The organism is Microthrixaceae bacterium, assembly GCA_016702505.1.
Classification (GTDB): domain Bacteria; phylum Actinomycetota; class Acidimicrobiia; order Acidimicrobiales; family Iamiaceae; genus Aquihabitans.
Window position 1 is genome coordinate 13,036 of record JADJDU010000003.1, and the last position, 21,162, is coordinate 34,197.

Below are 21,162 nucleotides of genomic sequence, written 5' to 3' on the forward strand. Positions count from 1 at the left end.
GTCAGCCGCCGAGTGAGGAGACCACGAACCCGACCACGTCACCGACGGTCAGGGCGATGATGTCGTCGAGCTCCATGCCCGCCAACCAGGTCACGAAATCGACCCTCTCGCCGTAGGTGACCAGAAGCTGTTCGGACAACGCCACGAACTCGATGCTCTCCAGTTGGAGGTCGGCATCGAAGGACGTGTCCATGGCGATCGGCCCATCGAGCAGCAGGTCCTCACCCACCACGTCTACCAAGATGCGTTCCATCTCGGCCAGGACCGACTCGGCGGTGACCCCATCGGGGGCGGCGGCGTCAGTCATCTCGGGGCTCGATGAGTGTCCAGGCAACGACGTGCTCCTGCGGTTGGGCGGGGCCGTCAGGCGCCGCGGGGTTGGTGACGGTCCGGGTGGCGATGACTCGGTTCCCGATGCGGACCCGGTCACCGTGGTCTTGGGACACCTCGAAGTCTCGCGGCCGTCCATCCATCCCGGTGCCGTCGGCTTTGGCCGCGGCCTCCTTGGCCGCCCACCAGCGGGTGATGGTGCGGTCCCGCTCGGAAGGCGGACCGGCCGCCAACAGGTCCCGCTCGGCGGGGGTGAGGGCCGTCGCCTCGAACGACGCGGGACGCGGCTCGACCAGCTCGATGTCTATGCCCACGTCGGTCCCGACCGCGGCGAGCGCCACACCTATCCCGGCGGTGTGAGCGATCGACACCACCACGTCGTCCACTCCCGGTCCGGTCACGGTCGGTCGGCCATCGGCGTCGTTGGCAACGGAGATCTCGACCGGGAACACCGGGCCCGTCCCCTCGGACCACAACAGCGTACGGACCGCGTCCTTGGCCGCGATGCGGCCCAGCAACCAGGTCCGCTGGACGTTGGGGTTGCGAGCGAAGTAGTCGTCCCGTTCGGCCTGGCCCAGGAAACGGCGCATCACCACGTCGCGCGACGCCGAGTCGGGCCAGCCCTCGCGCACCATCACCCAACCCTCGGGCTGGGGTTCGGCCAGCGGAGTCACCTGGGGTTTGCGCAACACCATGAACAGGCGATCGTTGCTCTGGAACCGGCGGTCCTCCCACCCATCGATCCGACACCACACCTGCCCGTCAACGGTGAGCTCGAGGTCGGCCCGAACCGTCTGGTCGGTCAGCGAAGTGCAGTTGACCACGCACCCGACCCTCGAGCCCGGTTCGGGCAGCGGGCCGTAGAACGTCATGGAGTCGATCGAGGTGGGAAGCACCAGACGGTCACGATCCACCGCAGAAGCCATCCATAGGCCGAACACCTGCCCGGCGTTGTCGAGCAGGGCGCCAGGCGCGGAGCCGGCCACCAGGACGCCGGTGGCGCCGTCAGCCCCGAAGGTGAGCTCGGCCAGACCCTGGTACTCGGGGCCGTGGAACAGGTGGCGCTCGACGTAGATCCGCTCGGGAGCAACCGGGACCTCGATGTGGCCGGTGACCGGTCGGGCCTCCGGAGCGGGCGCGGCGGGCCAGTCGGCGGCCAGGTGGACGATGGCCCGGGCATGGCCGTCAACCGAAGCCTTCACCACCGTGGTGCCCGGCGGGGCCGCCGCGGTTGCCGCGGCGTCGACCGCCACCTTGACCGTCACCGACGTCGGCGGTTCCACGGCCAACCACCGGAACGCCCGTATCGACTCCACGCTGAGCACTACCGACCCTGGGACCAGGGCCTGCGCCTCGGCCGCCAGCATCTCGATGATGCCGGTCATGGGTACCAGCGGGAACTCGTCTTCGATGCAGTGCCATCCGGCCGGTTGTTCGTAGAACGAGTGATCCCGCCACCACGGTTGGTCGGTGACCGACAGCTCCCAGGTGACCTCCCGCGACGTCACTGGAGCGTCTGGACCGGAGGCCGACGCGGCGCCGGTAGATCCGCCCCCTCCGATGGATGCAGCGGTCTCGGCGGGAACCGACCCACGTGTTGCACCGTCGGTACCGCCGGTGGCGGCAACGTTGGCCGACGGCGCGCCCGTCGCACCCGGGCGTCTTGCCCCGGTGACCGGTGCCGGGCGACGGAGGGCGGGGTTCGCCGCGGCGTCCAGCACCGCTCGGGCCGCGGCCCCGGCCTCGCCCAGCGCGGCCCGCATCTCGGCCAGCAACTCGGCCGATCCCATCGCGGTGCCGGCCAAGGGCGACCCGGCCGAATCGGCGGTCGGCCACCCAAGATCGTCGATACCCGTCCCACCATCGCTGACTTCTCCGGCTCCGGACACGGTGATGGCGAGCGGGGACAGGTCACGGATCAGTGTCGAACCCAACACCAGGGGAAGACCGACGGTAGGCCGCGGCCCGGACGAACCGCCGGGAGACGCCCCTACTGACTCGGAGGCAGCACCGGAAGAGACATGACCCTGACCGGCGGGGTCCAACTGGTGGCCGAGGGGCGCGAAGTCGACGTCCACCCCCGAGCTCCACAGCGCGGCCGCCACCCGGCGGAGCTGACCGATCCCGGTCTGCTTGGCCACGTTGGCCGAGATGGTCAGCACGTCGTGGTCCCGAAGGGTGTCGTCGAGGAAACCGGTGAGGCTGCCGGTACCGACCTGTACGAAGACCCGCACGCCGTCGTCGACCAGCGCCTCGGCCAGTTCCCGGAACCGCACCGGTTCGACCAGGTGACGCCCGGCGAGGGTCCGGGCCTGGTCGGGGTCATCGGGGTAGGGCGCCACGCTGGTGGCAGACCACATCGGTACCGTGGCGGCGACGACCGGAATGGTCCCGAACTGGTCGGCCAGCGCGGCCACGTGGGGCGCGAACAGCGGGGAGTGGAACCCGGACCGGAACGGAAGCACCTGGGCCAGCACCTTGGCCGCCTTGGCTCGAGCCAGGATCTCGGCCACAGTGACCTCGGGGGCGCACACCACCGACTGGTGCGGGCAGTTGTCGTGAGAGACGTGGGCGTCGCTCAGACCCGCGACCACCTCGGCGGCCATGTCGGCCCCCGCACCCAACGCCACGAACACCACGTCTGACACCTCGACCGAACCGGGCCGCAACGATCCGAGGAACTCCTCCACCGACTCGTCGGGGATCATCCCCGAGACGATCTGGCCGGTCCACTCCCCCAGGCTGTGTCCGGCCACGGCGTCGGGACGGATCCCGAGCCGGCCCAGGGCATCGGCCAGGAGGCGACCGACCGCCACGATGCCCCGGCCCTGGGAGTGGAGGCCGGTCAGGTCGGCGTCGAGCCCTTCCCAGGTCATCTCGAAGAGGTCGGCGACGTCGTCGACGCGAGGCTCGAAAACCGGCTCGACCCCGGGGAACACGAACGCCACCTTGCCGCCGGCGGTGACCAGACCGTCGGGGTCGAACCACACGTCGTTGCGGCCCCGGAAGGCGGTACCCCGTTCCAGCACCTTGCGAGCCAAGGTCAGGCGTCGTTCGTCGGGTGCCACCACGGCCAGGCGGGCCGGCCCACCGACGGGGACGGTCAGCGTTGGTTGGCCGGGAACCCAGCCGTCGAGCTGGGCCAACAGGTCGGCGGCGTCGACACCCGCCAGCAACAGCACGTCCTCTGGGGCTTCGCCTACCCGGCTGGTAGCAGCGTCCGAACCAGAAACAGGGCGACCGGCGATGACCGGTGATGCCGCGCCTCCACGCAGTCCGGGGGGTTCGGCCAGGACCACGTGGGCGTTGATGCCTCCGAAACCGAAGGCGTTGACCCCAGCCAGGCGGCGGTCGTCCCCGGCCCAGGGCTCGGCCTGTGAGATCAGACGGAATCGGGTTTCGGCCACGGCTGCGGCCGGCTCCTCCACGTGCAGGGTCGGGGGCAGCACCCCGTGGTACACCGCCAACGCCGCCTTGATGAGACCGGCGGCCCCGGCCGCGGGCATGGCGTGGCCGATCATCGACTTCACCGATCCCAGACCGGCCTTGGCCGACGAGGCCGACGACGGCGCTCCGAACACGGTGCGCAGGGTGTCGAGCTCGGTGCGATCCCCCACCGGGGTGGCGGTGCCGTGAGCTTCGATGAGCCCGACCTCGGCGGGGTCCAGTCCGCTGGCCCGCCACGCCGCCTCCACCGCCAGCACCTGCCCCTCGGGCCGGGGGCTCATCAGGCTGGCGTCGCGACCGTCGCTGGCCACGCCGGTGCCCGCCACCACGGCGTAGATCCGGTCCCCGTCCCGTTGAGCGTCGGCCAGGCGTTTGAGCACCACGATCCCCGTTCCCTCGCCGACCAGGATTCCGTCGGCGACCTCACTGAACGGACGGATCGCGCCGCTGGGCGACAGGGCCCGAAGTTGGGAGAACACGCTCCACAAGGTCAGGTCGTGGCAATGGTGGACCCCGCCCGCCAGCACCACATCAGCCCGCCCGGAGCGAAGTTGGTCCACGGCCTGATCCACGGCGATCAACGAGGAGGCACAGGCGGCGTCCACCGTGTAGGCCGGGCCCTGGAAGTCGAAGCGGTTGGCGATGCGCGACGCCGCCAGGTTCGGCACCAGCCCGATCGACCCCTCGGGGCGTTCGGGACCGAGGCGGTCCTGGAACTCGGCCTTCACCGCCTGGATCCGGTCCTCGTCCAAGCTCGGCATCAGCGATCGCAGCGTCTCCACCAACTGCTGGGCGGTGCGCACCCGTTGGTCGAGGCGGGCCACACCGTCACCCAGGTATCCACCTCGGCCCAGGATCACCGCCACCCGCCGCGGGTCGACCCGCTGGTGGACGTCTCCGGAGTCGGCCAGGGCCGCAGCCGCAGCACCGAGGGCGATGAGCTGGTCGGGTTCGGCCGTCTCCATGGCCACCGGCATGATGCCGAAGGCCAGGGGATCGAAGGTGACCAGGTGATCCACGAAGCCACCGCGGTTGCAGTAGAAGCGGTCGGCACCTTTGGCGTCGGGGTCGTAGAACACCGGATCCCAGCGGTTGGCCGGTACCTCCGAGATGGCATCCACCCCGCTGGTGATGTTGGCCCAGTAGGTGGCCAGGTCGGGCGCGCCGGGGTAGAGGCAGGCCATGCCCACGATGGCGATGCCGTCGTCGGGACCGTCAGGCCAGCCGGGCCGGTCAGGCACCGGGCTTGAACCCTCCGACCAGGTCGTCGCTGGCCGAGGTGTGGTCCACCGGCGGACCGAACGCGGCCGGAGTACCACGCATGACCACGAGCTGAGACGGACCGGTCGGTGCCGCCACCTCGTGAAGCAACGCCATCACGCCGTCGGCGGGATCGACCAGGCCGATGCCTCGGCGGGCGTACTCGCGTTCCAGTTCGGCCGACACCATGCCCCCGCCGCCCCACGGACCCCAGTCGATGCTGATGACTCGGCAGTCGTGCAGCCCGTCCCGGGTGCGGGCCAGGGTGTCGAGGGCGTCGTTGGCCGCGGCGTAGTCGGCTTGGCCCTTGTTGCCGAACACGCCGCTCACCGAACCGAACAACACCACGAAATGCATCCCGGCCTGACGGTCCAAGATGGCCCGAGCACCGTCCAGCTTGGTGCCGTAGACCCGGTCGAAACCGGTGAGGGTCTTGTCTCGCAAGAAGTGGTCGTCGAGCACTCCCGCCCCGTGGATCACACCGTCGATACGACCGTGACGGTCACGGATCTCATCGAGGAGCTTGCCGAAGCCGGGGTCGCGGACGTCGAGGGACAGGTACTCGACCTCGGCCCCGAAGGAGCGGAGGGTGGTCAGTGTGGCCCGCATCTCGCGGTCGGCCTCGATGCGGTTGCAGGCTGCTTCGATCTCGGCCGGGGCGTGGAGCTCGCCGATCTCCAGCAGGGCCCGGCGTAGCGATTGGCGGTCGGCGGCCCCTGCCGTGCGGGGGTCCTCAGCCCGTTCGGGCAGGCTGGATCGACCCACCAGCACCACCCGGCACGGGTTGGCTCGGGCCAGTCCCTCGGCCACCCGGGCGGTGATGCCCCGGGCTCCACCGGTGATCACGATCACCGCGTCGGAGCCGAGGCCCAGCTCGCCGGGCACGGACAGGTCGACGGCGTCTCCCACCGTCCGGGTGGTGCGCTGACCCCCGGCCCGGCTCACCGCGGCGGGGGCGTCGAGGTCGAGGAGCTCGTCGACGAGGGTCTCGGCCAGTTCGGCCAGATCGCCTTCTAGGTCGGCGGGTTCGACCTCGACCGAGCGGACCAGAGCGTCGTGACGTTCGCGGGCCAGCGCTCGCATCAGCCCGGGGATCCCGGTCGGGGTGCCGTCGGGGTGGACGGCGACGGTGACGGCCAGGGCCCGCCGGGTCGCCCCGAGCAGTGCCGGTTGAAGATCGGCGAACACGGTGCGGGCATCGATGGCGGCGTCGCCGGTGGTGGCGGTGAGGTCCACCACCACATCGGCGGTGGCGAGCTGTTGGGAGCGGGCCTGGTCGGGTTCACCCCGTTCCAGGACGGTGGCGGTCGCGCCCCGCTCGCCCAGTGCGGCGACCAGCGCCGAGGTCAGGCCGTCGTGGCCGTCGATGACCACCGCCGAAGCACCCTTGAGGTCTCCCACGGCCACCGCCGGGTTCAACGGGGTGACGTGAACCTCGAAGCGCTGGGCCACCGGTGGCAGCGGGCCGTGGTGGTGTTCCTCGTGCGCGTTGTGGGCGGCGACCACCGACTCGACCGTGACCGGAGACGCCTCACCGGTGGTGAGGGCCTCGATCCATTCGACTATGGCTCGCAGCGACTTGTGCTGGGCCAGTTCCTCGACCATCTCCTCGTCGACCGCGCTCTCATCCAGACCGGCCAACCCGATGCGCTCGGCCAGTTCACCGACGATCTCGATGCGCTTGATGGAGTCGATGCTGAGATCGGCTTCCAGGTCGAGGTCGGGGTCGAGCATCTCGACGGGATACCCGGTGCGTTCGCTGACGATGGCCTGTACCTCGTGCATGAGTTGCTCACCGGTGAGCACCGGAGCCGGAGCGGCCGCGCCAGCAGCCGGGGCCGGCATCGGGGTGGGCGCAGACACCGGTGCAGCCGAGGCGGGGACGGCGGCCGGGACCGCGGCGGGGGCCAACGCCGGCTGGGCCGCCCCGGCGATCACCTCGGTGTAGTCGGCGAAGGCGGCGGTGGCCGGCACCGCGGCGCCGAGGTAGCGCAGCATCACGTCGCGCTCGGCGGCCACTATCTGGCGGACGCTGCGCAGGTACTCGAGGACGACGCCGCTCGGATCGTCGGGGGTGTGGGTCATGGCGATAGCTCCGAAATCCAGGGCGGGCAGGCGGTCGGCGGGCTGAAGGCTGTTGGGCAGGGGCACGCCGGCGGCGTTGGTGACCAGGGCCCCGTCGATTCCCCAGTTGGGGGCCGGGACCGGCAGGGCGTGCAGATCGGCCGGCGTGGACCGGCCTTCGAACAGGGCGGAGGGATCCACCTCCACGCCGAGGGTGGCGAGCTGGGCGACGGCGGTGAGGAACCGGCGCACCCCTTCTTCGCCGGCTACGTCGCAGGCCACCATGGCGTGGGGACGGTCGCCGAGGATCTTGGGGACCTGCTGGGTCAGCACCCGACCCGGTCCGGCCTCGACGAAGACCCGGACCCCGGCCTCGTACATCGATTCGATCTGGTCGACGAAGCGCACTCCGGCGGTCACCTGTTCGGTGAGCAGCCGGGACACGGCGTCGACGTCGCCTTCGGGGTAGGGCTCGGCGGTCACGTTGGACCACACCGGGAAGGCGGGGGCCGCGACGGTCACCTCGGCGAGACGGGCGGCCAGCAGCTCACCGGCCTCAGCGATCAGGGGACTGTGGAAGGCACACGCCACCGGCAGGACCTTGGCGGTGGCCCCGCCCGCCTTGAGGGCGGCCACCGCTTCGTGCACCGTGGCGGTGGGTCCCGACAGCACGGCCTGCCGAGGCCCGTTGTGGTTGGCGAGCACCAGGTCGGGCCAGGGGGCCAGGGCCTCGATCAGCTCCTCACGGCTGAGGGCGACGGCGGCCATGGTGCCGGGGTCACCGCCCGAGCGTTCCACCGCTTCGAGAATCGAACCACCCCGGGCCGCGCTCAGTTCCAGCAGGGTGGCGTCGTCGAAGGATCCGGCCGCGGCCAGCGCCGCCAGCTCGCCGTAGCTGTGACCGCCGGCGACATCGGGGCGGATACCGAGCCGACCGAGCAGCCGGGTGAGGGCGAGCGACGCGATGCCCAGGGTGGGCTGGGCCACGTCGGTGGCGGTGATCGCCTCCTGTTGGGCGTCGCGTTCGGTCCGGGTGAAGGCGGCGGGCGGGAACATCTGGTCGGCCCAGCGTTGCCCGGTGCGCAGGAGATCATCGAGACCCCCGAAGGTGACGAACAGGTCGCTGAGCATCCCCGGTCGTTGACTGCCTTGGCCGGGGTACAAGAACCCGACGGTGGGGGCCGGGTCGGTGACGTCCCGTTCGGGGTCGGCCACGAACACCCCGGCCCGGGGGTCAGATGTTCCGGTCCGGGCCATCTCGACGGCTTCGGCCAGTTCTGACAACGATCCAGCCACGAACGCGGCCCGGACCGGCCCGGTACCGGCTCGACAGACCGCGTGGGCCAGATCGGCCACGCGGTGCCGTTGCCCGGCCGGGTCGGACTCGATCACCGACCCGACGGTGGCGGCCAACTGGTCGAGGGACCGGGTGGCATCGGCGACCGAGGCGCCACGGATCAAGAACAACTCAGCGGGCCAACGAACCGCTCCGTGGACGGGGCGGTCGCCAGCGTCGTAGGAGGACACCACGGCGTGGAAGTTGGTGCCCCCGAACCCGAAGGCACTGACCCCGGCCCGGCGGGTCTCGGCCGCCCACGGTCGGGACTGGTGCAAGAACCGGAACGGGCTGGTGTCGGCGTCGTAGTACGGGTTGGGCTCCACCAGGTTGACGGTGGGCGGCAGGACACCGTGATGCACGGCCTTCGCCGCCTTGATGAGACCGGCCAGACCGGCCGCGCACTTGGTGTGGCCGATCTGGGACTTGACCGATCCGAGCACCGCGGCACCGGGGGCGACACCGGCTTCGGCGAACACCTCGGTGAGGGTGGCCATCTCGGTGCGGTCACCGACGACCGTCCCGGTGCCGTGGGCTTCGACCAGACCGATCTCGGTGAGCGGGTGACCAGCCTGGGCCAGAGCCCGATGCACGGCGCGCTGCTGGCCTTCCTTGCGGGGTGCGGTGAGCCCGAGGTGGCGGCCGTCGCTGGACCCGGCCACCGCGTCGATCACCGCGTAGATGCGGTCGCCGTCGCGCTCGGCGTCGACCCGACGCTTGAGCACTACGCAGGCCACGCCTTCACCCAGGGCGATACCGTCGGCGGCGGCGTCGAAGGTGCGGCACCGGCCGGTGGGCGACAGGGCGTGGACCGAGGCGAACAGGAGGTAATCGTTGAGACCGTTGTGGAGGTCGGCACCACCGCACAGCACCAGGTCCGATGTGCCGAGGCGCAGCTCCTTGCAGGCGGCATCGAGGGCGGCCAGCGACGAGGCACAGGCGGCATCGACGGTGTAGTTGACCCCGCCCAGGTCGAGCCGGTTGGCGATGCGTCCGGCGATCACGTTGGCCAGCACCCCGGGGAAGGAGTCCTCGGTCAGCGACGGCAGCCATTCCTCCAGGGCGGGGGGGATGTCGCCCAGCAGTTGGGGTAGGAAGGCACGCACCCCGTAGGCGCCACCCAGTTCGTTGCCCGATTCGGTGCCGAAGATGACCGATGCCCGCGACCGGTCGAAGGCCCGTTCGGCGTAGCCGGCATCGGCCAGGGCTCGGGCCGCCACCTCCAGGCTCAGCAGTTGCACCGGTTCGATGGCGGCCAGCGACGCCGGGGGGATGCCGTAGCCGAGAGGGTCGAAGCCGATGCGGCGCAGGAACCCGCCCCACTTGGACGGGGTCTTGCGGCCGGCGTCGCGGGTGAAGGCGTCGGCGTCGTAGTAGCGGTCTACGTCCCAGCGCCCGGCCGGAACCTCGGTGACGGCGTCGGTGCCGGCCACGATCTCGGCCCAGAACTCCTCTAGGTCGTCGGCACCGGGGAACAGCGCCTCCATGCCGATGATGGCGATGTCGAGCGGGTCGGCCTGCGGCTCGGGTTCGCGCACCTTCACCCGCGGCGCGGGAGAGCCATCGGCAGTGCCGGAGTTCCATGCCGCGCTGCCGTTGCTGACCTCGGCGTGGAGGTCGGCGATGGTGGTGACCTGGTGGCGCAGGGTCGCCACCTCACCGATCATGTACATGCCCTCGCGGCGCTGGTGGTCGGGGTCGACGGTGACCAGGCCGGTGTCGTCACGGACGATGCCCTTGGATGCGATGCGAAGGCGTCCCAGGTTCAGCGTCTCCAGTTCGGCCCAACGGGCCTTGGGGTCGACGCCGGCGTCTTCGAGTTCGGTCTTGCGAGCGGCGAAGGCCCGGACGAAATCGGTCTCGACGCAGCGGGTGGCGTGGCCGGGTGCGGTCTCGAGCAGCACGGTGGTGTCGCAGTGCACGGCGACGTCCTGGAACGCCGGCTGTATGGCCCCACCCTCCACCGCCTCTTTGGTGAACAGGTAGGCGGTGCCCATCAGCACGCCGACCTTGACTCCCCTCTCGGCCAGGGTGGCGCAGGCCGCGGCGGCCATGGCCGCGGAGCGGGCATCGTGGATGCCTCCGGCCAGGAGGATCTGGAGGTTCTCGGGGTCGTCGACGGTCAGCAGACGTTCGATCTGGGCATCCCACAGGGCGAAGCTGGAACGGGGACCGACGTGACCACCACATTCGCGCCCTTCGAACACGAACTTGCGGGCCCCGTCCTTGAGGAACCGGTCCAATAGGCCGGGCGACGGCACGTGCAGGTAGGTGCTGATTCCTGCCGCTTCCAACGGTGTGGCCTGGCTGGGTCGACCACCAGCGATCAGGGCGACGGGTGGAGCGATCTCGTGAACCACCTCGAGTTGTTCGGCCCGGAGTTCAGCGGGAACGAAGCCCAACACGCCCACGCCCCACGGCCGGTCGCCCAAGCGTTCGGCGGTCTCGGTCAGAAGGTCGCGGACCTCTCGGGCCGGGAGCAGGGCCAGAGCCAGGAACGGCAGTCCTCCGCCGTCGGCCACCGCGGCGGCGAAGGCGGCCCGGTCGCTGACCCGGGTCATGGGGCCCTGGGCGATCGGGTACTGGGTGCGGTGGGCTTCGGCCACGCCGTGGCCGGGTGCGAGCGGAGGCTCGGAGGCGGCGGCATCGAGGTGTTCGGTGACGGCGTGCCTGATGGCCTGGACCACTCCACCGACGGTGGCGTGGCGGCGGGCCAGTCCTTCGGCGAATCCACCGTCCTGGCCGAAGGGGACCAGATCGTGGCGGAGGCGGGACCCGAGGCTGGCCGCGACCTCGGCATCTGGGGTGTCTTCGGCCAGTGCGGCCGCGGGTAGGTCCGGGCGGGTGTAGATGCGGTGACCACCGACCACACGGGTCTCGCTGCCATCCATGGCGGCGAGGGCATGGCGGGTGTCGGTGTCGAGGCCCGATTCCCGCAGGAGGCCGAGCTGGACGTCGAGCACGACACCGGCGCCACCTCCGGCCATCACCGCGGCCGCGGTGTGAGCGCCGATCCCTCCCCGAGACCAGACCGGCACTCCGAGGTCGACCACCTGTTGGAACAAGATGAAGGCCTCGGTGGTGCCGACACGGCCACCGGCTTCACAGCCCGACGCCACCAGGCCATGGGCGCCGGCGGCCACTGCGGCCTCGGCTTCCTCGCGCGAGGTGACCTGGGCCAGCACCCGCCACGTTCCGCTGGAACGCCAGGCCTCGACCGTCGCTCCCAGATCCTGGGCGTCCACGACCACAGCATCGACACGGACGTCGGACTGACCGATCAGGGCGGCGGCCACCGACGGTTCGAGGCCGGTCCCGGCTCGTAGCCAACACGAGGCGACGTTTCGTCGGGCCAGTTCGGCCACCGTCGTCGCCAGGGTGGCCGGGTCCGATACATCGAGCACACCGCGCCCGCCGGCGCGCTGGGCCGCCGCCACCAGCGCCGGGTTGGGAAGCCCGCACGGGTCGGCCGCCACCACCATGTCGGTGGTCTCGGCGATTTCGGATGGCTGCGCTTCGTTCATTCTTCCCCTGTCACCAGGCCGGTGGTCGGGGAAGCCCCGAACGCCGGAATGAGCCGCCTGTCACACGGTAGGTTACCCACTGGTAGCAACCCCTGCCTACCGGTCGGTAGGGAGGGGCCGCGGTCCAAGTTTCACCGTTGCCAGACGGGACAAGCCCCTAGGACGGACTCATCCATGGCCCTTCGACTGGCCGGCAGCGACGCCGGTTTCCTCTACATCGAGAGCCCGACCAACACGTCCACCTGCGTCGACCTGATGGTGTTGGGCCCGGCCGGCGACGGCCGCCCGTCGCTCACCGTCCACGAACTTCGAGACCACCTGGCCGCTCGCCTGCCCCGGGTTCCGTCCCTTCGCCGGCGACTGGTCCCCGTCCCCGGAGGCCTCGACACCCCCCGTTGGGTGGACGACCCCGACTTCGACCTCGGCTACCACGTCCGCCACGCCACCATTCCGGCGCCTGGCGGCGACGACGAGCTGCGCCGCTACGTCGCCACCCAGCTCCCCGGCTTGATCGACCAACGCCATCCGCTGTGGCAGGTGGTCCTGGTCGACGGTTTGGCCGACGGCCGTCAAGCCCTGGTCTGGCGTTGGCATCACACCTTGGCTGACGGCGCCGGCCTGGTGACCACCTTGTCCCGCCTACTGGGCCCACCCCGCCCCGGCTCGGACCCAGGCCCGGGCCCAGGCCCAGACCTTGCAGCCGGGTTCGACCGGTTCGACGATGCGTCGCCACTGCCCCGCCCCGCCCAGTTGGTCAAGGGTGCTCTCGGCCACCAGGCTCGAGCCTGGCGCGATGTGCCGCCGCTGCTCGTCGAGACGCTGCGCCGCTTCAAGGCGGTGGACGAGCGCCGCGCCACCGCCGCGGTCGCTGTGCCCCGATCGATGGGTGATGCTCCCCGCACCGTGCTGAACCGCTCGGCCGATGCTCGCCGCGGGTTCGGTCTGGTCGAGGTGGACCTGGCCCGGCTCCAGGCCGTCCGCAAAGCGGCCGGGACCACCCTGAGCGACGTGGTGCTGGCCGTGGTGGCGGGCGCGTTGCGAGCTCACCTGCTGGCCGACGACGAGCTGCCCGATGGGCCCCTGGTGGTCAACGTGCCAGTGGCCAACGATGCCCCCGGGGCCCCGCCCCGCATCACCGGAAACGTGTTCGCCAACTACTTCTCGTTCCTCGCCACCGACGAGCCCGATCCCATCACCCGGTTGCGCCGCGTGGCCGAAGCCAACCAGGAAGCCAAGGACCAACTCGAGATCCAAGGTCGCCACACCCTGCCGGCCTGGCTCGACCGCATCCCACCGGTGGTTGCATCTAGGGCCTCGGCGTGGATGGCCGGTCGTCAACGCACCGGCACGGCCCCACCTGATTTCAACGTGTTGGTCTCCAACGTCCGGGTCACCGAGGCCAACTGGTCGCTCGGAACCCGCCCGGTGGAGCGCTTCGCCATGTCGGGCCCGGTGGCCGACGGGGCCGGTCTGAACATCACCGTCACCGGTTACGGTCCCACCGTGCACTTCGCCCTGGTGGTGAACCCCGCCGCGGTAGCCGACCCCCAGGGACTGGCCGAGCGGATCGATGATGCTCTCAACGACCTGGAAGAAGCTCTCACTGCGCCCACCGACGACCCCGCTGCCTCACCCACCGAGGAGGCCTGAGATGATGCGCCTGTCGGGAGAAGATGCCGGGTTCTTGTACATGGACCTGCCCGGTCAACCCATGAACACCATGGCGGTCGGTGTGCTGGCTCCCACCGACGGCGCACCGGTGACCCTCGATGATCTGGCTTCCCACCTGGAGGATCGCCTCGATCAGCTTCCGTCGTTCCGGTGGCGGATGGTGCGGGTGCCGCTGCGCCTCCACCATCCGGTCATGGTCGACGATCCCGATTTCGACCTCGCCTTCCACCTTCGTCACGAACGGGTTGCGGCCCCCGGTGACCCCGCCGCCTTGAACGCCCTGTTCGCCCGGATCGCCGAACGACACCTGGACCAGCGACATCCCCTGTGGCAGGCGACCCTGGTCGACGGGCTCGAAGGTGGCCGTCAGGCGGTGATCCTCAAGTACCAGCACTGCCTGGCCGACGGCGTGGCGGCCTACACCATCTTCTCCCGGGTGTTCTCCGACGAGGTCCGAGATCCGCTCCCGGGGGCGGGCCCCTTCGCCCCGGCACCGCTGCCCGGCCGGGTCAGGCTGATCGGCAGCGCTTTGGCCGACCACGCCCGCGCCCTGGCCCGCCTGCCTCGGCTGGCCGCCACCACCCGGACCCGGACCGGCGCCGTCAAGGCCCGGCGAGCCCGAGCCGAGGTGGCCACGCCCGGCTTCAGCGGAGAAGCCCCGTGGTGCGTTCTCAACGACGCCTTCTCCCCTCCCCGCGCCTACGTCCGGGCCGAGCTTCCATTGGCCGGACTGAAGCAGATCAAGGCCACCGCCGGGGTGACCCTCAACGACGTCATCCTGGCCGTGATGGCTGGTGCCTGCCGCCGCTACCTGGAAGCCCACGGCGGCGTTCCGACCCTCCCGCTGCTCACCAGCGTGCCGGTGTCCGACGAGCCCGCTGACGCCCCGGTCCGCCAGCACGGAAACCGGTTCTGGAGCTTCACAACCTCATTGGCCACCGACGTCGAGGACCCGTGGGATCGGCTGGCCAAGATCAGTGCCGTGACCCGCGAGGCCAAGGAACAGCTCTCGATCCTGGGCACGGACCTGATGCCGGCCTGGCTGGACGTGGTGCCGCCGCTGGTGGCCGAGCCCGGGGCCCGTGCCCTGGTCGGTCGGCTGAAGGCCAGCACCGACCGCGTCGACGCCAACATCTTGATCTCCAACATCAAGGGCCCCGACCAGCCCTGGACTCTGTTCGGCCGCACGGTCGAAGACCTGCACGTCGACGGCCCACCCAGCAACGGGGTGGGCTGCAACGTGATGGTGTGGAGCTACGGCGACCGGATGCTGCTGGGGATCTTGGCCTTCGCCGACGCCCTGCGCGACCCCGATCTCCTGTCCCGTTCGATCACCGAGTCATTCGAAGAACTGGCCGCCCAGACGGTGAAGACATGAGCTTCTACCGGGAACGGCTGCTACCCCGCCTCGTCCACGGTTGACGCCTGAGGTTCTGACCTCATCGGGTGGTCATACCGGCAACAGTCCCAAGGAACGTTCGAGCGACCCGGCGGTGATCGCGCTCCGGCGCAGGAACCACTCGTGGGCCAGTACCTGGTGGAAGATCCCCGGTGGGATGCCCATGAAGTCGGCGGCATCGGGGACCTGACTGGCGTGGGCGGCCAACGCCGCTTGCTTGGCTGCCCACTCCCGGGTGGGATCCAGGTCCAGTCGGGTCAGCGGCTTGGGCTCGTCACCGATCCCGGCGTGCCATCCGCCCGCGGTCGGGGCGACGCCCAGGGCGGCCAGTTCCGCCGCACACCATGCCTGTGGCGCCAGCCGGCCCGCCTCGATCCGCTCGGCGCGGAGCTCCCCGAGCCAGCGACGGTCGATGGTGGCCTCCAGGATCTCGGCAACTCCGGCAGCGGCGGCGGCGGCGGCCACGATCTGGTGCACCGCCGTGTGGTCGGGGTGACCGTAGATCCCGTTGGGGTCCTGACCGACCACGGCATCGGCACCGCAACGGACCAACAGCCGCTCCAACACCTCGGTGGCCTCGACGACGGAGGCGGACAAGGTTCCCGGGCGGTGATTGGCCGACGTGCCGGCCATGCCCGAGTCACGGAACCCGAGATAGTGGATCTCATGGGCACCGAGCACCGCCGCGGCCTGGGCGGTCTCCATCCGGCGGTGATCGGCGGCGTCGAGGGTGACCCAGTCGGGCATGGTCCCCTCCTCCCCTGCCGTCCCCAAGACCAGGATCACCCGCCAGCCGGCGTCGGCAGCGCGGCGCATGGCACCACCGGTGAAGATGGCCTCGTCATCGGGATGGGGCTGAACGAAGACCGCAGTTGGCATCGAGGTGGCGACGCGGCCCGACGCCGCCGTCAGCGCCGAATGGACTTGAGGACCTGGCGGGCCACCGCGGTGTTCATCTGGTAGATCACCGACTTGGACGCGTCCTTGGCCAGCTTCACCACGGCCCCACCGCTCACCTCTTCCAGCGAGTCGAGCCCGTCGTGCAACGCCTGCTTGGTGGTGTCGGTGGCCTTGTAGCCGGCACTGGTGAGCGCCTTGACCAGTTCGCTCTGGGCCACCGGTTCGGGGGCGGCGGAAGCGATGATGCGCAACGCCTCCTTGGTGAGCTCGGCGCTCTGGTCGACGACCTCGTGGGTGGTGAGGTTGCCTTCCTCTTCGCCTTCCAGCGATGCCAGCCAGCGGCGGACCTTCACCACGAGCTCGCCGTGCGTTTCACCTTCGAAGGACAAGGTCGCCATGGTCAGATGGTATCGCTCCAACGGTTCCAAACGGCGATGCAACCCCCGGCCAGCGGGCTAGGTGGGCGGTGTCAGTTGGCCGACGGGTTCAGCGGGCAGTTGGCGAACCATCCCGTCGTTCCGGGTTGGCGACGGACCACCCGGCGCCACAGCCCTTCGGGGTCATCGGTCAGGGCATCTTCGGGTAGCGCCGGCACCAGCCACCATGCACCCTCGCGCATCTCGTCCTCCAGTTGGCCGGGGGCCCATCCCGATGATCCGGCGAACAGGCGTAACTGCCCGAACGGCGCCACATCGCCTCGGGGCGGTCGACCCAAGTCGACCGAGCCCAGACCGTCCACCAATGGAGAAAACCCGTCCAGGTCACAGTCGTCGTCGGCAGGTCGCCCGATCCCGATGACGGCGTCGGGACCTACGGGTCCCCCGACAAACAGCCGGTCTGGTGGAGACATGTGGCCATCCCAGCCGTCGACCACATCTTCGGCCGCGGTGTCCGAAGGGCGGTTGAGGATAAGCCCGAACGCGCCCTCGTCACCGTGGGTGAGCAGCAGCACCACGCTGCGCTCGAAGTGCGGGTCGCCAATAAGAGGGGTGGCCACCAGCAACCGTCCGGCATGATCGGCTACGCCCATCAGCAGACCAGCGACGTGATCGCCCAGCACTTCACGACCACAACGCTAGGCATCTGACCCGACTGAGACGACCACGCCGGCCGAACCGGTCCTCGCTCGGACACCAAGCGCCGTTCAGTCGTGGTCGAGGTCGCCACGAGTGAGGGTCCCTGTGAGCAGCCCCAGCAGCTGGCGCAACATGGCGGCGGTGGCCCCCCAAACCGTGTCTCCCATCAACTCGAAGAAGAAGATGGGCCTGACCATCCCGAAGATGTGCCATCGCTCCTCCCGGTAGACCTCCGGTAGGAGCAGCTCGGACAGAGGCACGTGCAGCACTGCCTCCACCTCGGCCGGGTTCGGTGTCACCACGGGTCGCCCCGAGGCCAGAAGCCCCACGTAGGGAACGATGAACGAGCCGCTGGTGATGGTGGTGAGGTGGTCCAGTTCACCCACCACGTCCACACCACTCGGGTCCAGGCCGATCTCCTCGCGGGCCTCGCGCAGGGCGGTGTCGACCAGTCCTTCGTCGGGCTCACGTCGACCGCCGGGGAAGCTGACCTCACCGCTGTGGACCCGCAGCGACGGTGAACGACGAGTCAGGATCACGTTGAGATCGCCGTGGTCCTCATAGAGGGCGGCCAACACCGCCGAACCCCGCCCCACCTTGTTCTCCCGCTCTGAGCGGTGGGCCGGCCCCAAGACCTCGAAGGCGTTACGCACGTCGTTCGGGGTCAGCGATGGCCTCTGGTGCTCGGCCCAGGGGGCTGGTCGACCCGGCTCCACCAGCGGAGGGCGGGGGATGTGTTGGGGACCACCCCGGCCCTCGGTCATCGACACAGCCTACCGAGGCCACCGCCCCCGCGGCCCTGGGTGGACGTCCGGCAACGTCGCCATCGGCGACTCCGGTACCGTGACGGCACCGGCGAGCCAGCTCTGGGAGCACCGTGTCCGACGAGAGCAACCCCCATCTGAGAAACATGCCCCGCCAGGCCCGTTCCGCGGCCCGGGTCGAGCACCTACTGGACGTGGCCGAGGAGGTGTTCGAGGAGGTGGGCTACGACGCCGCCACCACCAACCTGGTGGCGTCGCGAGCCGGGGTCCCGGTGGGCACGTTGTACCGCTGGTTCCCGGACAAGGCCGCCTTGGCTGAAGCCCTGACCGATCGATACCTCGACCACCTGATGGGCCTCTACAGCGGGATGCTGGACCAGATCTCGCCATCGGATCGCATCGGTGACTTCGTACGACGGGTGTTGAACCGCCTGGCCGAGGAGACCCGCACCCAGCGGGCCATGCCGGCCCTGTTGGTGTCGGCCATGGTTCCAGGCGGAAGGTCACGAGCCGGGGCCCGGCTCCGCCAGGGCCTCGAAGGTCACGTCCGGATGCTGTTGGAGCTCCGGGCTCCCGGCATTCCCGAAGACATCCGGGACCGATCCTCAGAGGTGATCGTGACCCTGGTGTACCTGGTGTTGGCCGCCGCCGCCGACAGCGCCACTGATGCTGACTCCGACGCCGATGTCGCGGTCGGAACGGAGATGGACTTCCGCTCGCAGATCACCGACGAGTACATAGACGTCGTGTTGTCCTACCTGGAGGCCAAGTTCCCGAGTCCCGGGCACCCCGCCTGGAGCGACCCCGACGTACCGGTCAAGCCGGTGTTCGCCGCCCCCGACCGCAGCCACCGCCTGGCCGCCGCCGAGTCGGCCAGCGCCGACTGAACAACCCGCCCGTCACCGCAGCATCGTCGGGCAGCATCCTTAGCCTGGATCCACCGATCGATCTTGGGTTGTGCTCGATTCTCCTTGGTCACCCAGGCGAATTCGGCTCGCTGTGCGGCCACCGTTAGTGCTCGGTTGTCTGACGAGCTGAAGCCACAGGACTGGGCGGGGGTTCGGGGCCAGAGCCCTTTGTGGCGGAGCCCCCGACCTGCGGAGATCGGCTTTGCCGGTCGTAGCAGCGAAGGCCGCGGCCGTCAGGCCGGCGATCGAACTCCGCCGGAAGGCTCTGCCTTCGGCGGATCCAGGCTTAGCCTGGACGCGAAGGAGCCCGGGCTCGCGGCCCGGGCTCCTTCAGTTCATTTCCCTGGGTGGGAAAGGGTCACATCATTCCGCCCATGCCACCCATACCGCCCATGCCACCGGGCATGCCGCCGCCAGCGGGCTCATCCTCGGGCTTGTCGGCCACGATGGCTTCGGTGGTGAGCAGCAAGCTGGCGATCGATGCCGCGTTCTGCAACGCGGCCCGGGTCACCTTGGCCGGGTCGATGACGCCGGCCTTGACCAGGTCCTCGAACTCACCGGTGGCGGCGTTGAGGCCGATGCTGCCGGTCTCACGCTCGATCTGTTGGACAACGACGGCACCTTCGAGGCCGGCGTTGTCGGCGATCATGCGAGCCGGGGCGTCGAGGGCCCTGTGCACCGAGCGGGCACCGGTGGCTTCGTCCCCCGAGAGGGTTTCGAGCACCTTGGCCACCGCGGCGCGGGCCCGGACCAGGGCGGTGCCACCGCCGGGGACGATGCCCTCCTCGATGGCGGCACGGGTGGCCGACAGGGCGTCTTCGATGCGGTGCTTCTTCTCCTTGAGCTCCACCTCGGTGGCGGCACCGACCTGGACGACGGCGACGCCGCCGGCCAGCTTGGCGAGGCGCTCCTGGAGCTTCTCGCGGTCCCAGTCCGAGTCGGTCTCGTCGATCTCACGCTTGATCTGGGCGACCCGACCGTCGACGTCGTCGGCGGAGCCGCCACCCTCGACAATGGTGGTGTTGTCCTTGGTGATCACGACCTTGCGGGCGGTGCCCAGCAGGTCGAGCGTGGTGTTCTCGAGCTTGAGACCGACGGTCTCGGAGATCACCTGACCACCGGTGAGGATGGCCATGTCGCCGAGCATCGCCTTGCGGCGCTCGCCGAAGCCGGGGGCCTTGACGGCCACGGAGTTGAAGGTGCCACGGATCTTGTTGACCACCAGGGTGGCGAGGGCCTCGCCCTCGATGTCCTCGGCCACGATCAGCAGCGGCTTACCGGTCTGCATGACCTTCTCGAGCACCGGGACGAGGTCCTGGACCGAGCCGATCTTGGATTCGGTGAACAGCACCAAGGCGTCCTCGAGCACGGCCTCTTGACGCTCGGGGTCGGTGACGAAGTACGGCGACAGGTAGCCCTTGTCGAACTGCATGCCCTCGGTGAACTCGAGGTCGATGCCGAAGGTGTTCGACTCTTCGACGGTGACCACACCGTCCTTGCCGACCTTGTCGATGGCGTCGGCGAGGACCTCGCCGATGGCCTTGTCGTTGTTGGCCGAAATGGTGGCGACCTGGGCGATCTCGCTGCGGTCGTCGATCTCCTTGGCCTGCTCGGCAATGGACTCGACCGCCGCAGCCACGGCGGTGTCGATGCCCCGCTTGAGGGCCATGGGGTTGGCGCCCGCGGTCACGTTGCGGAGGCCCTCACGGACCAGCGCCTGGGCCAACACGGTGGCGGTGGTGGTGCCGTCACCGGCGACGTCGTTGGTCTTGGTGGCGACCTCCTTGACGAGCTGGGCGCCCATGTTCTCGAAGGGGTCCTCGAGCTCGATCTCACGGGCGATGGAGACACCGTCGTTGGTGATGGTGGGGGCGCCGAACTTCTTCTCCAGCACCACGTTGCGGCCCTTGGGGCCGAGGGTCACCTTGACGGCGTCGGCCAGCTTGTTGACACCGGCCTCGAGGCCGCGACGGGCCTCTTCGTCAAACTTCAGGATCTTGGACATGTGGTTTCCTCAGCTCACTTCTCGACGATGGCGAGGACGTCGCGGGCATTCAGGATCAGCACGTCCTGGCCATCGACGGTGATCTCGGTGCCGCCGTACTTGGAGTAGACGACGGTGTCGCCGACCTTGATGTCCATGGGGATGCGGTTCTCGCCGTCCTCGTCCCAACGGCCTTCACCCACGGCGAGCACCTCGCCCTGCTGGGGCTTCTCCTTGGCGGTGTCGGGGATGACCAGGCCGCTGGCGGTGGTCTCTTCGGCGTCGCCGGGCTTGACGACGATGCGGTCTTCGAGCGGCTTCAGGGACATTGCGCCTCCAGTGGCGGGTGTGGTTCCGTGCCAGCCGCGACGGTTCGCGGGCGTTAGCACTCCTCTTTGTCGAGTGCTAACGATACGGCCCGAATCCACCAGTCGCAAGCAGTCGACCCAAGAGAGTGCTAACGGGTCCCTGGCGGCCCTGCCCTGGGTGCTGACCGCGT

At 69.8% G+C, this 21,162-nt stretch carries 11 protein-coding genes and 1 pseudogene; 3 read left to right on the forward strand and 9 right to left on the reverse strand.

Annotation, left to right across the window (positions count from 1 at the left end; all coding sequences use genetic code 11):
- Position 1: 1 nt before the first annotated feature.
- The 3 genes from IPG97_03205 to IPG97_03215 are packed head-to-tail and all read right to left on the reverse strand — an operon-like array spanning position 2 to position 11,919.
- Positions 2 to 307 (reverse strand): acyl carrier protein, encoded by a 306-nt coding sequence (locus IPG97_03205; GenBank protein MBK6855580.1) that lies wholly within the window; start codon positions 305 to 307, stop codon positions 2 to 4.
- Positions 300 to 5,018, reverse strand: a complete 4,719-nt coding sequence (locus tag IPG97_03210) for a polyketide synthase dehydratase domain-containing protein (protein MBK6855581.1) — start codon at positions 5,016 to 5,018, stop codon at positions 300 to 302. Before IPG97_03210 ends, IPG97_03205 begins: the two co-directional genes overlap by 8 nt.
- Positions 5,011 to 11,919, reverse strand: coding sequence for an SDR family NAD(P)-dependent oxidoreductase (locus IPG97_03215; GenBank protein ID MBK6855582.1), 6,909 nt, complete (start codon positions 11,917 to 11,919; stop codon positions 5,011 to 5,013). Before IPG97_03215 ends, IPG97_03210 begins: the two co-directional genes overlap by 8 nt.
- Positions 11,920 to 12,135: 216 nt before the next feature.
- Between IPG97_03215 and IPG97_03220 the strand changes: the two genes are divergently transcribed.
- A complete protein-coding gene (locus IPG97_03220; protein ID MBK6855583.1) occupies positions 12,136 to 13,611 on the forward strand; it encodes a wax ester/triacylglycerol synthase family O-acyltransferase in 1,476 nt (491 codons plus the stop codon).
- 1 nt (position 13,612) lies between these two features.
- On the forward strand, positions 13,613 to 15,010 hold the full coding sequence (locus tag IPG97_03225; GenBank protein ID MBK6855584.1) for a wax ester/triacylglycerol synthase family O-acyltransferase: 1,398 nt from the start codon (positions 13,613 to 13,615) through the stop codon (positions 15,008 to 15,010).
- Between the two features lie 72 nt (positions 15,011 to 15,082).
- On the opposite strand, the gene IPG97_03230 is transcribed toward IPG97_03225, so the two are convergent.
- The 4 genes from IPG97_03230 to IPG97_03245 all read right to left on the reverse strand — a co-directional run bounded on the left by IPG97_03230 (position 15,083) and on the right by IPG97_03245 (position 17,771).
- Positions 15,083 to 15,910 carry a PIG-L family deacetylase gene (locus tag IPG97_03230; protein ID MBK6855585.1) on the reverse strand — a complete coding sequence of 276 codons (828 nt, stop codon included), beginning with the start codon at positions 15,908 to 15,910 and terminating at the stop codon, positions 15,083 to 15,085.
- A 29-nt stretch (positions 15,911 to 15,939) separates the two neighbouring features.
- Positions 15,940 to 16,329 carry a hypothetical protein gene (locus IPG97_03235; GenBank protein MBK6855586.1) on the reverse strand — a complete coding sequence of 130 codons (390 nt, stop codon included), beginning with the start codon at positions 16,327 to 16,329 and terminating at the stop codon, positions 15,940 to 15,942.
- A 71-nt stretch (positions 16,330 to 16,400) separates the two neighbouring features.
- The gene (locus IPG97_03240; protein ID MBK6855587.1) at positions 16,401 to 16,961 is read right to left on the reverse strand and encodes a YqgE/AlgH family protein; all 561 of its coding nucleotides are present in this window, start codon (positions 16,959 to 16,961) and stop codon (positions 16,401 to 16,403) included.
- Between the two features lie 114 nt (positions 16,962 to 17,075).
- Positions 17,076 to 17,771, reverse strand: coding sequence for a CoA pyrophosphatase (locus IPG97_03245; GenBank protein MBK6855588.1), 696 nt, complete (start codon positions 17,769 to 17,771; stop codon positions 17,076 to 17,078).
- A 146-nt stretch (positions 17,772 to 17,917) separates the two neighbouring features.
- Between IPG97_03245 and IPG97_03250 the strand changes: the two are divergent.
- Positions 17,918 to 18,115 (forward strand): annotated as a pseudogene (locus tag IPG97_03250) (helix-turn-helix transcriptional regulator).
- Positions 18,116 to 19,037: 922 nt separating this feature from the next.
- Here the strand turns inward: IPG97_03250 and groL are convergent.
- Entirely contained in the window at positions 19,038 to 20,684 is a 1,647-nt protein-coding gene (groL, locus tag IPG97_03255) for a chaperonin GroEL (GenBank protein ID MBK6855589.1), read from the reverse strand.
- A gap of 14 nt (positions 20,685 to 20,698) precedes the next feature.
- On the reverse strand, positions 20,699 to 20,992 hold the full coding sequence (gene groES / locus IPG97_03260) for a co-chaperone GroES (GenBank protein MBK6855590.1): 294 nt from the start codon (positions 20,990 to 20,992) through the stop codon (positions 20,699 to 20,701).
- Positions 20,993 to 21,162 lie beyond the last annotated feature (170 nt).

What these genes read in the sequence shown, in the direction of transcription:
- IPG97_03205 (MBK6855580.1), bottom strand. Translation starts at nt 307, where the DNA reads ATGACTGACGCCGCCGCCCCCGATGGGGTCACCGCCGAGTCGGTCCTG.
- IPG97_03215 (MBK6855582.1), bottom strand. Translation starts at nt 11,919, where the DNA reads ATGGTGGTGGCGGCCGACCCGTGCGGGCTTCCCAACCCGGCGCTGGTG.
- IPG97_03220 (MBK6855583.1), top strand. Translation starts at nt 12,136, where the DNA reads ATGGCCCTTCGACTGGCCGGCAGCGACGCCGGTTTCCTCTACATCGAG.
- IPG97_03225 (MBK6855584.1), top strand. Translation starts at nt 13,613, where the DNA reads ATGATGCGCCTGTCGGGAGAAGATGCCGGGTTCTTGTACATGGACCTG.
- IPG97_03230 (MBK6855585.1), bottom strand. Translation starts at nt 15,910, where the DNA reads ATGCCAACTGCGGTCTTCGTTCAGCCCCATCCCGATGACGAGGCCATC.
- IPG97_03235 (MBK6855586.1), bottom strand. Translation starts at nt 16,329, where the DNA reads ATGGCGACCTTGTCCTTCGAAGGTGAAACGCACGGCGAGCTCGTGGTG.
- IPG97_03240 (MBK6855587.1), bottom strand. Translation starts at nt 16,961, where the DNA reads ATGGGCGTAGCCGATCATGCCGGACGGTTGCTGGTGGCCACCCCTCTT.
- IPG97_03245 (MBK6855588.1), bottom strand. Translation starts at nt 17,771, where the DNA reads ATGACCGAGGGCCGGGGTGGTCCCCAACACATCCCCCGCCCTCCGCTG.
- groL (MBK6855589.1), bottom strand. Translation starts at nt 20,684, where the DNA reads ATGTCCAAGATCCTGAAGTTTGACGAAGAGGCCCGTCGCGGCCTCGAG.
- groES (MBK6855590.1), bottom strand. Translation starts at nt 20,992, where the DNA reads ATGTCCCTGAAGCCGCTCGAAGACCGCATCGTCGTCAAGCCCGGCGAC.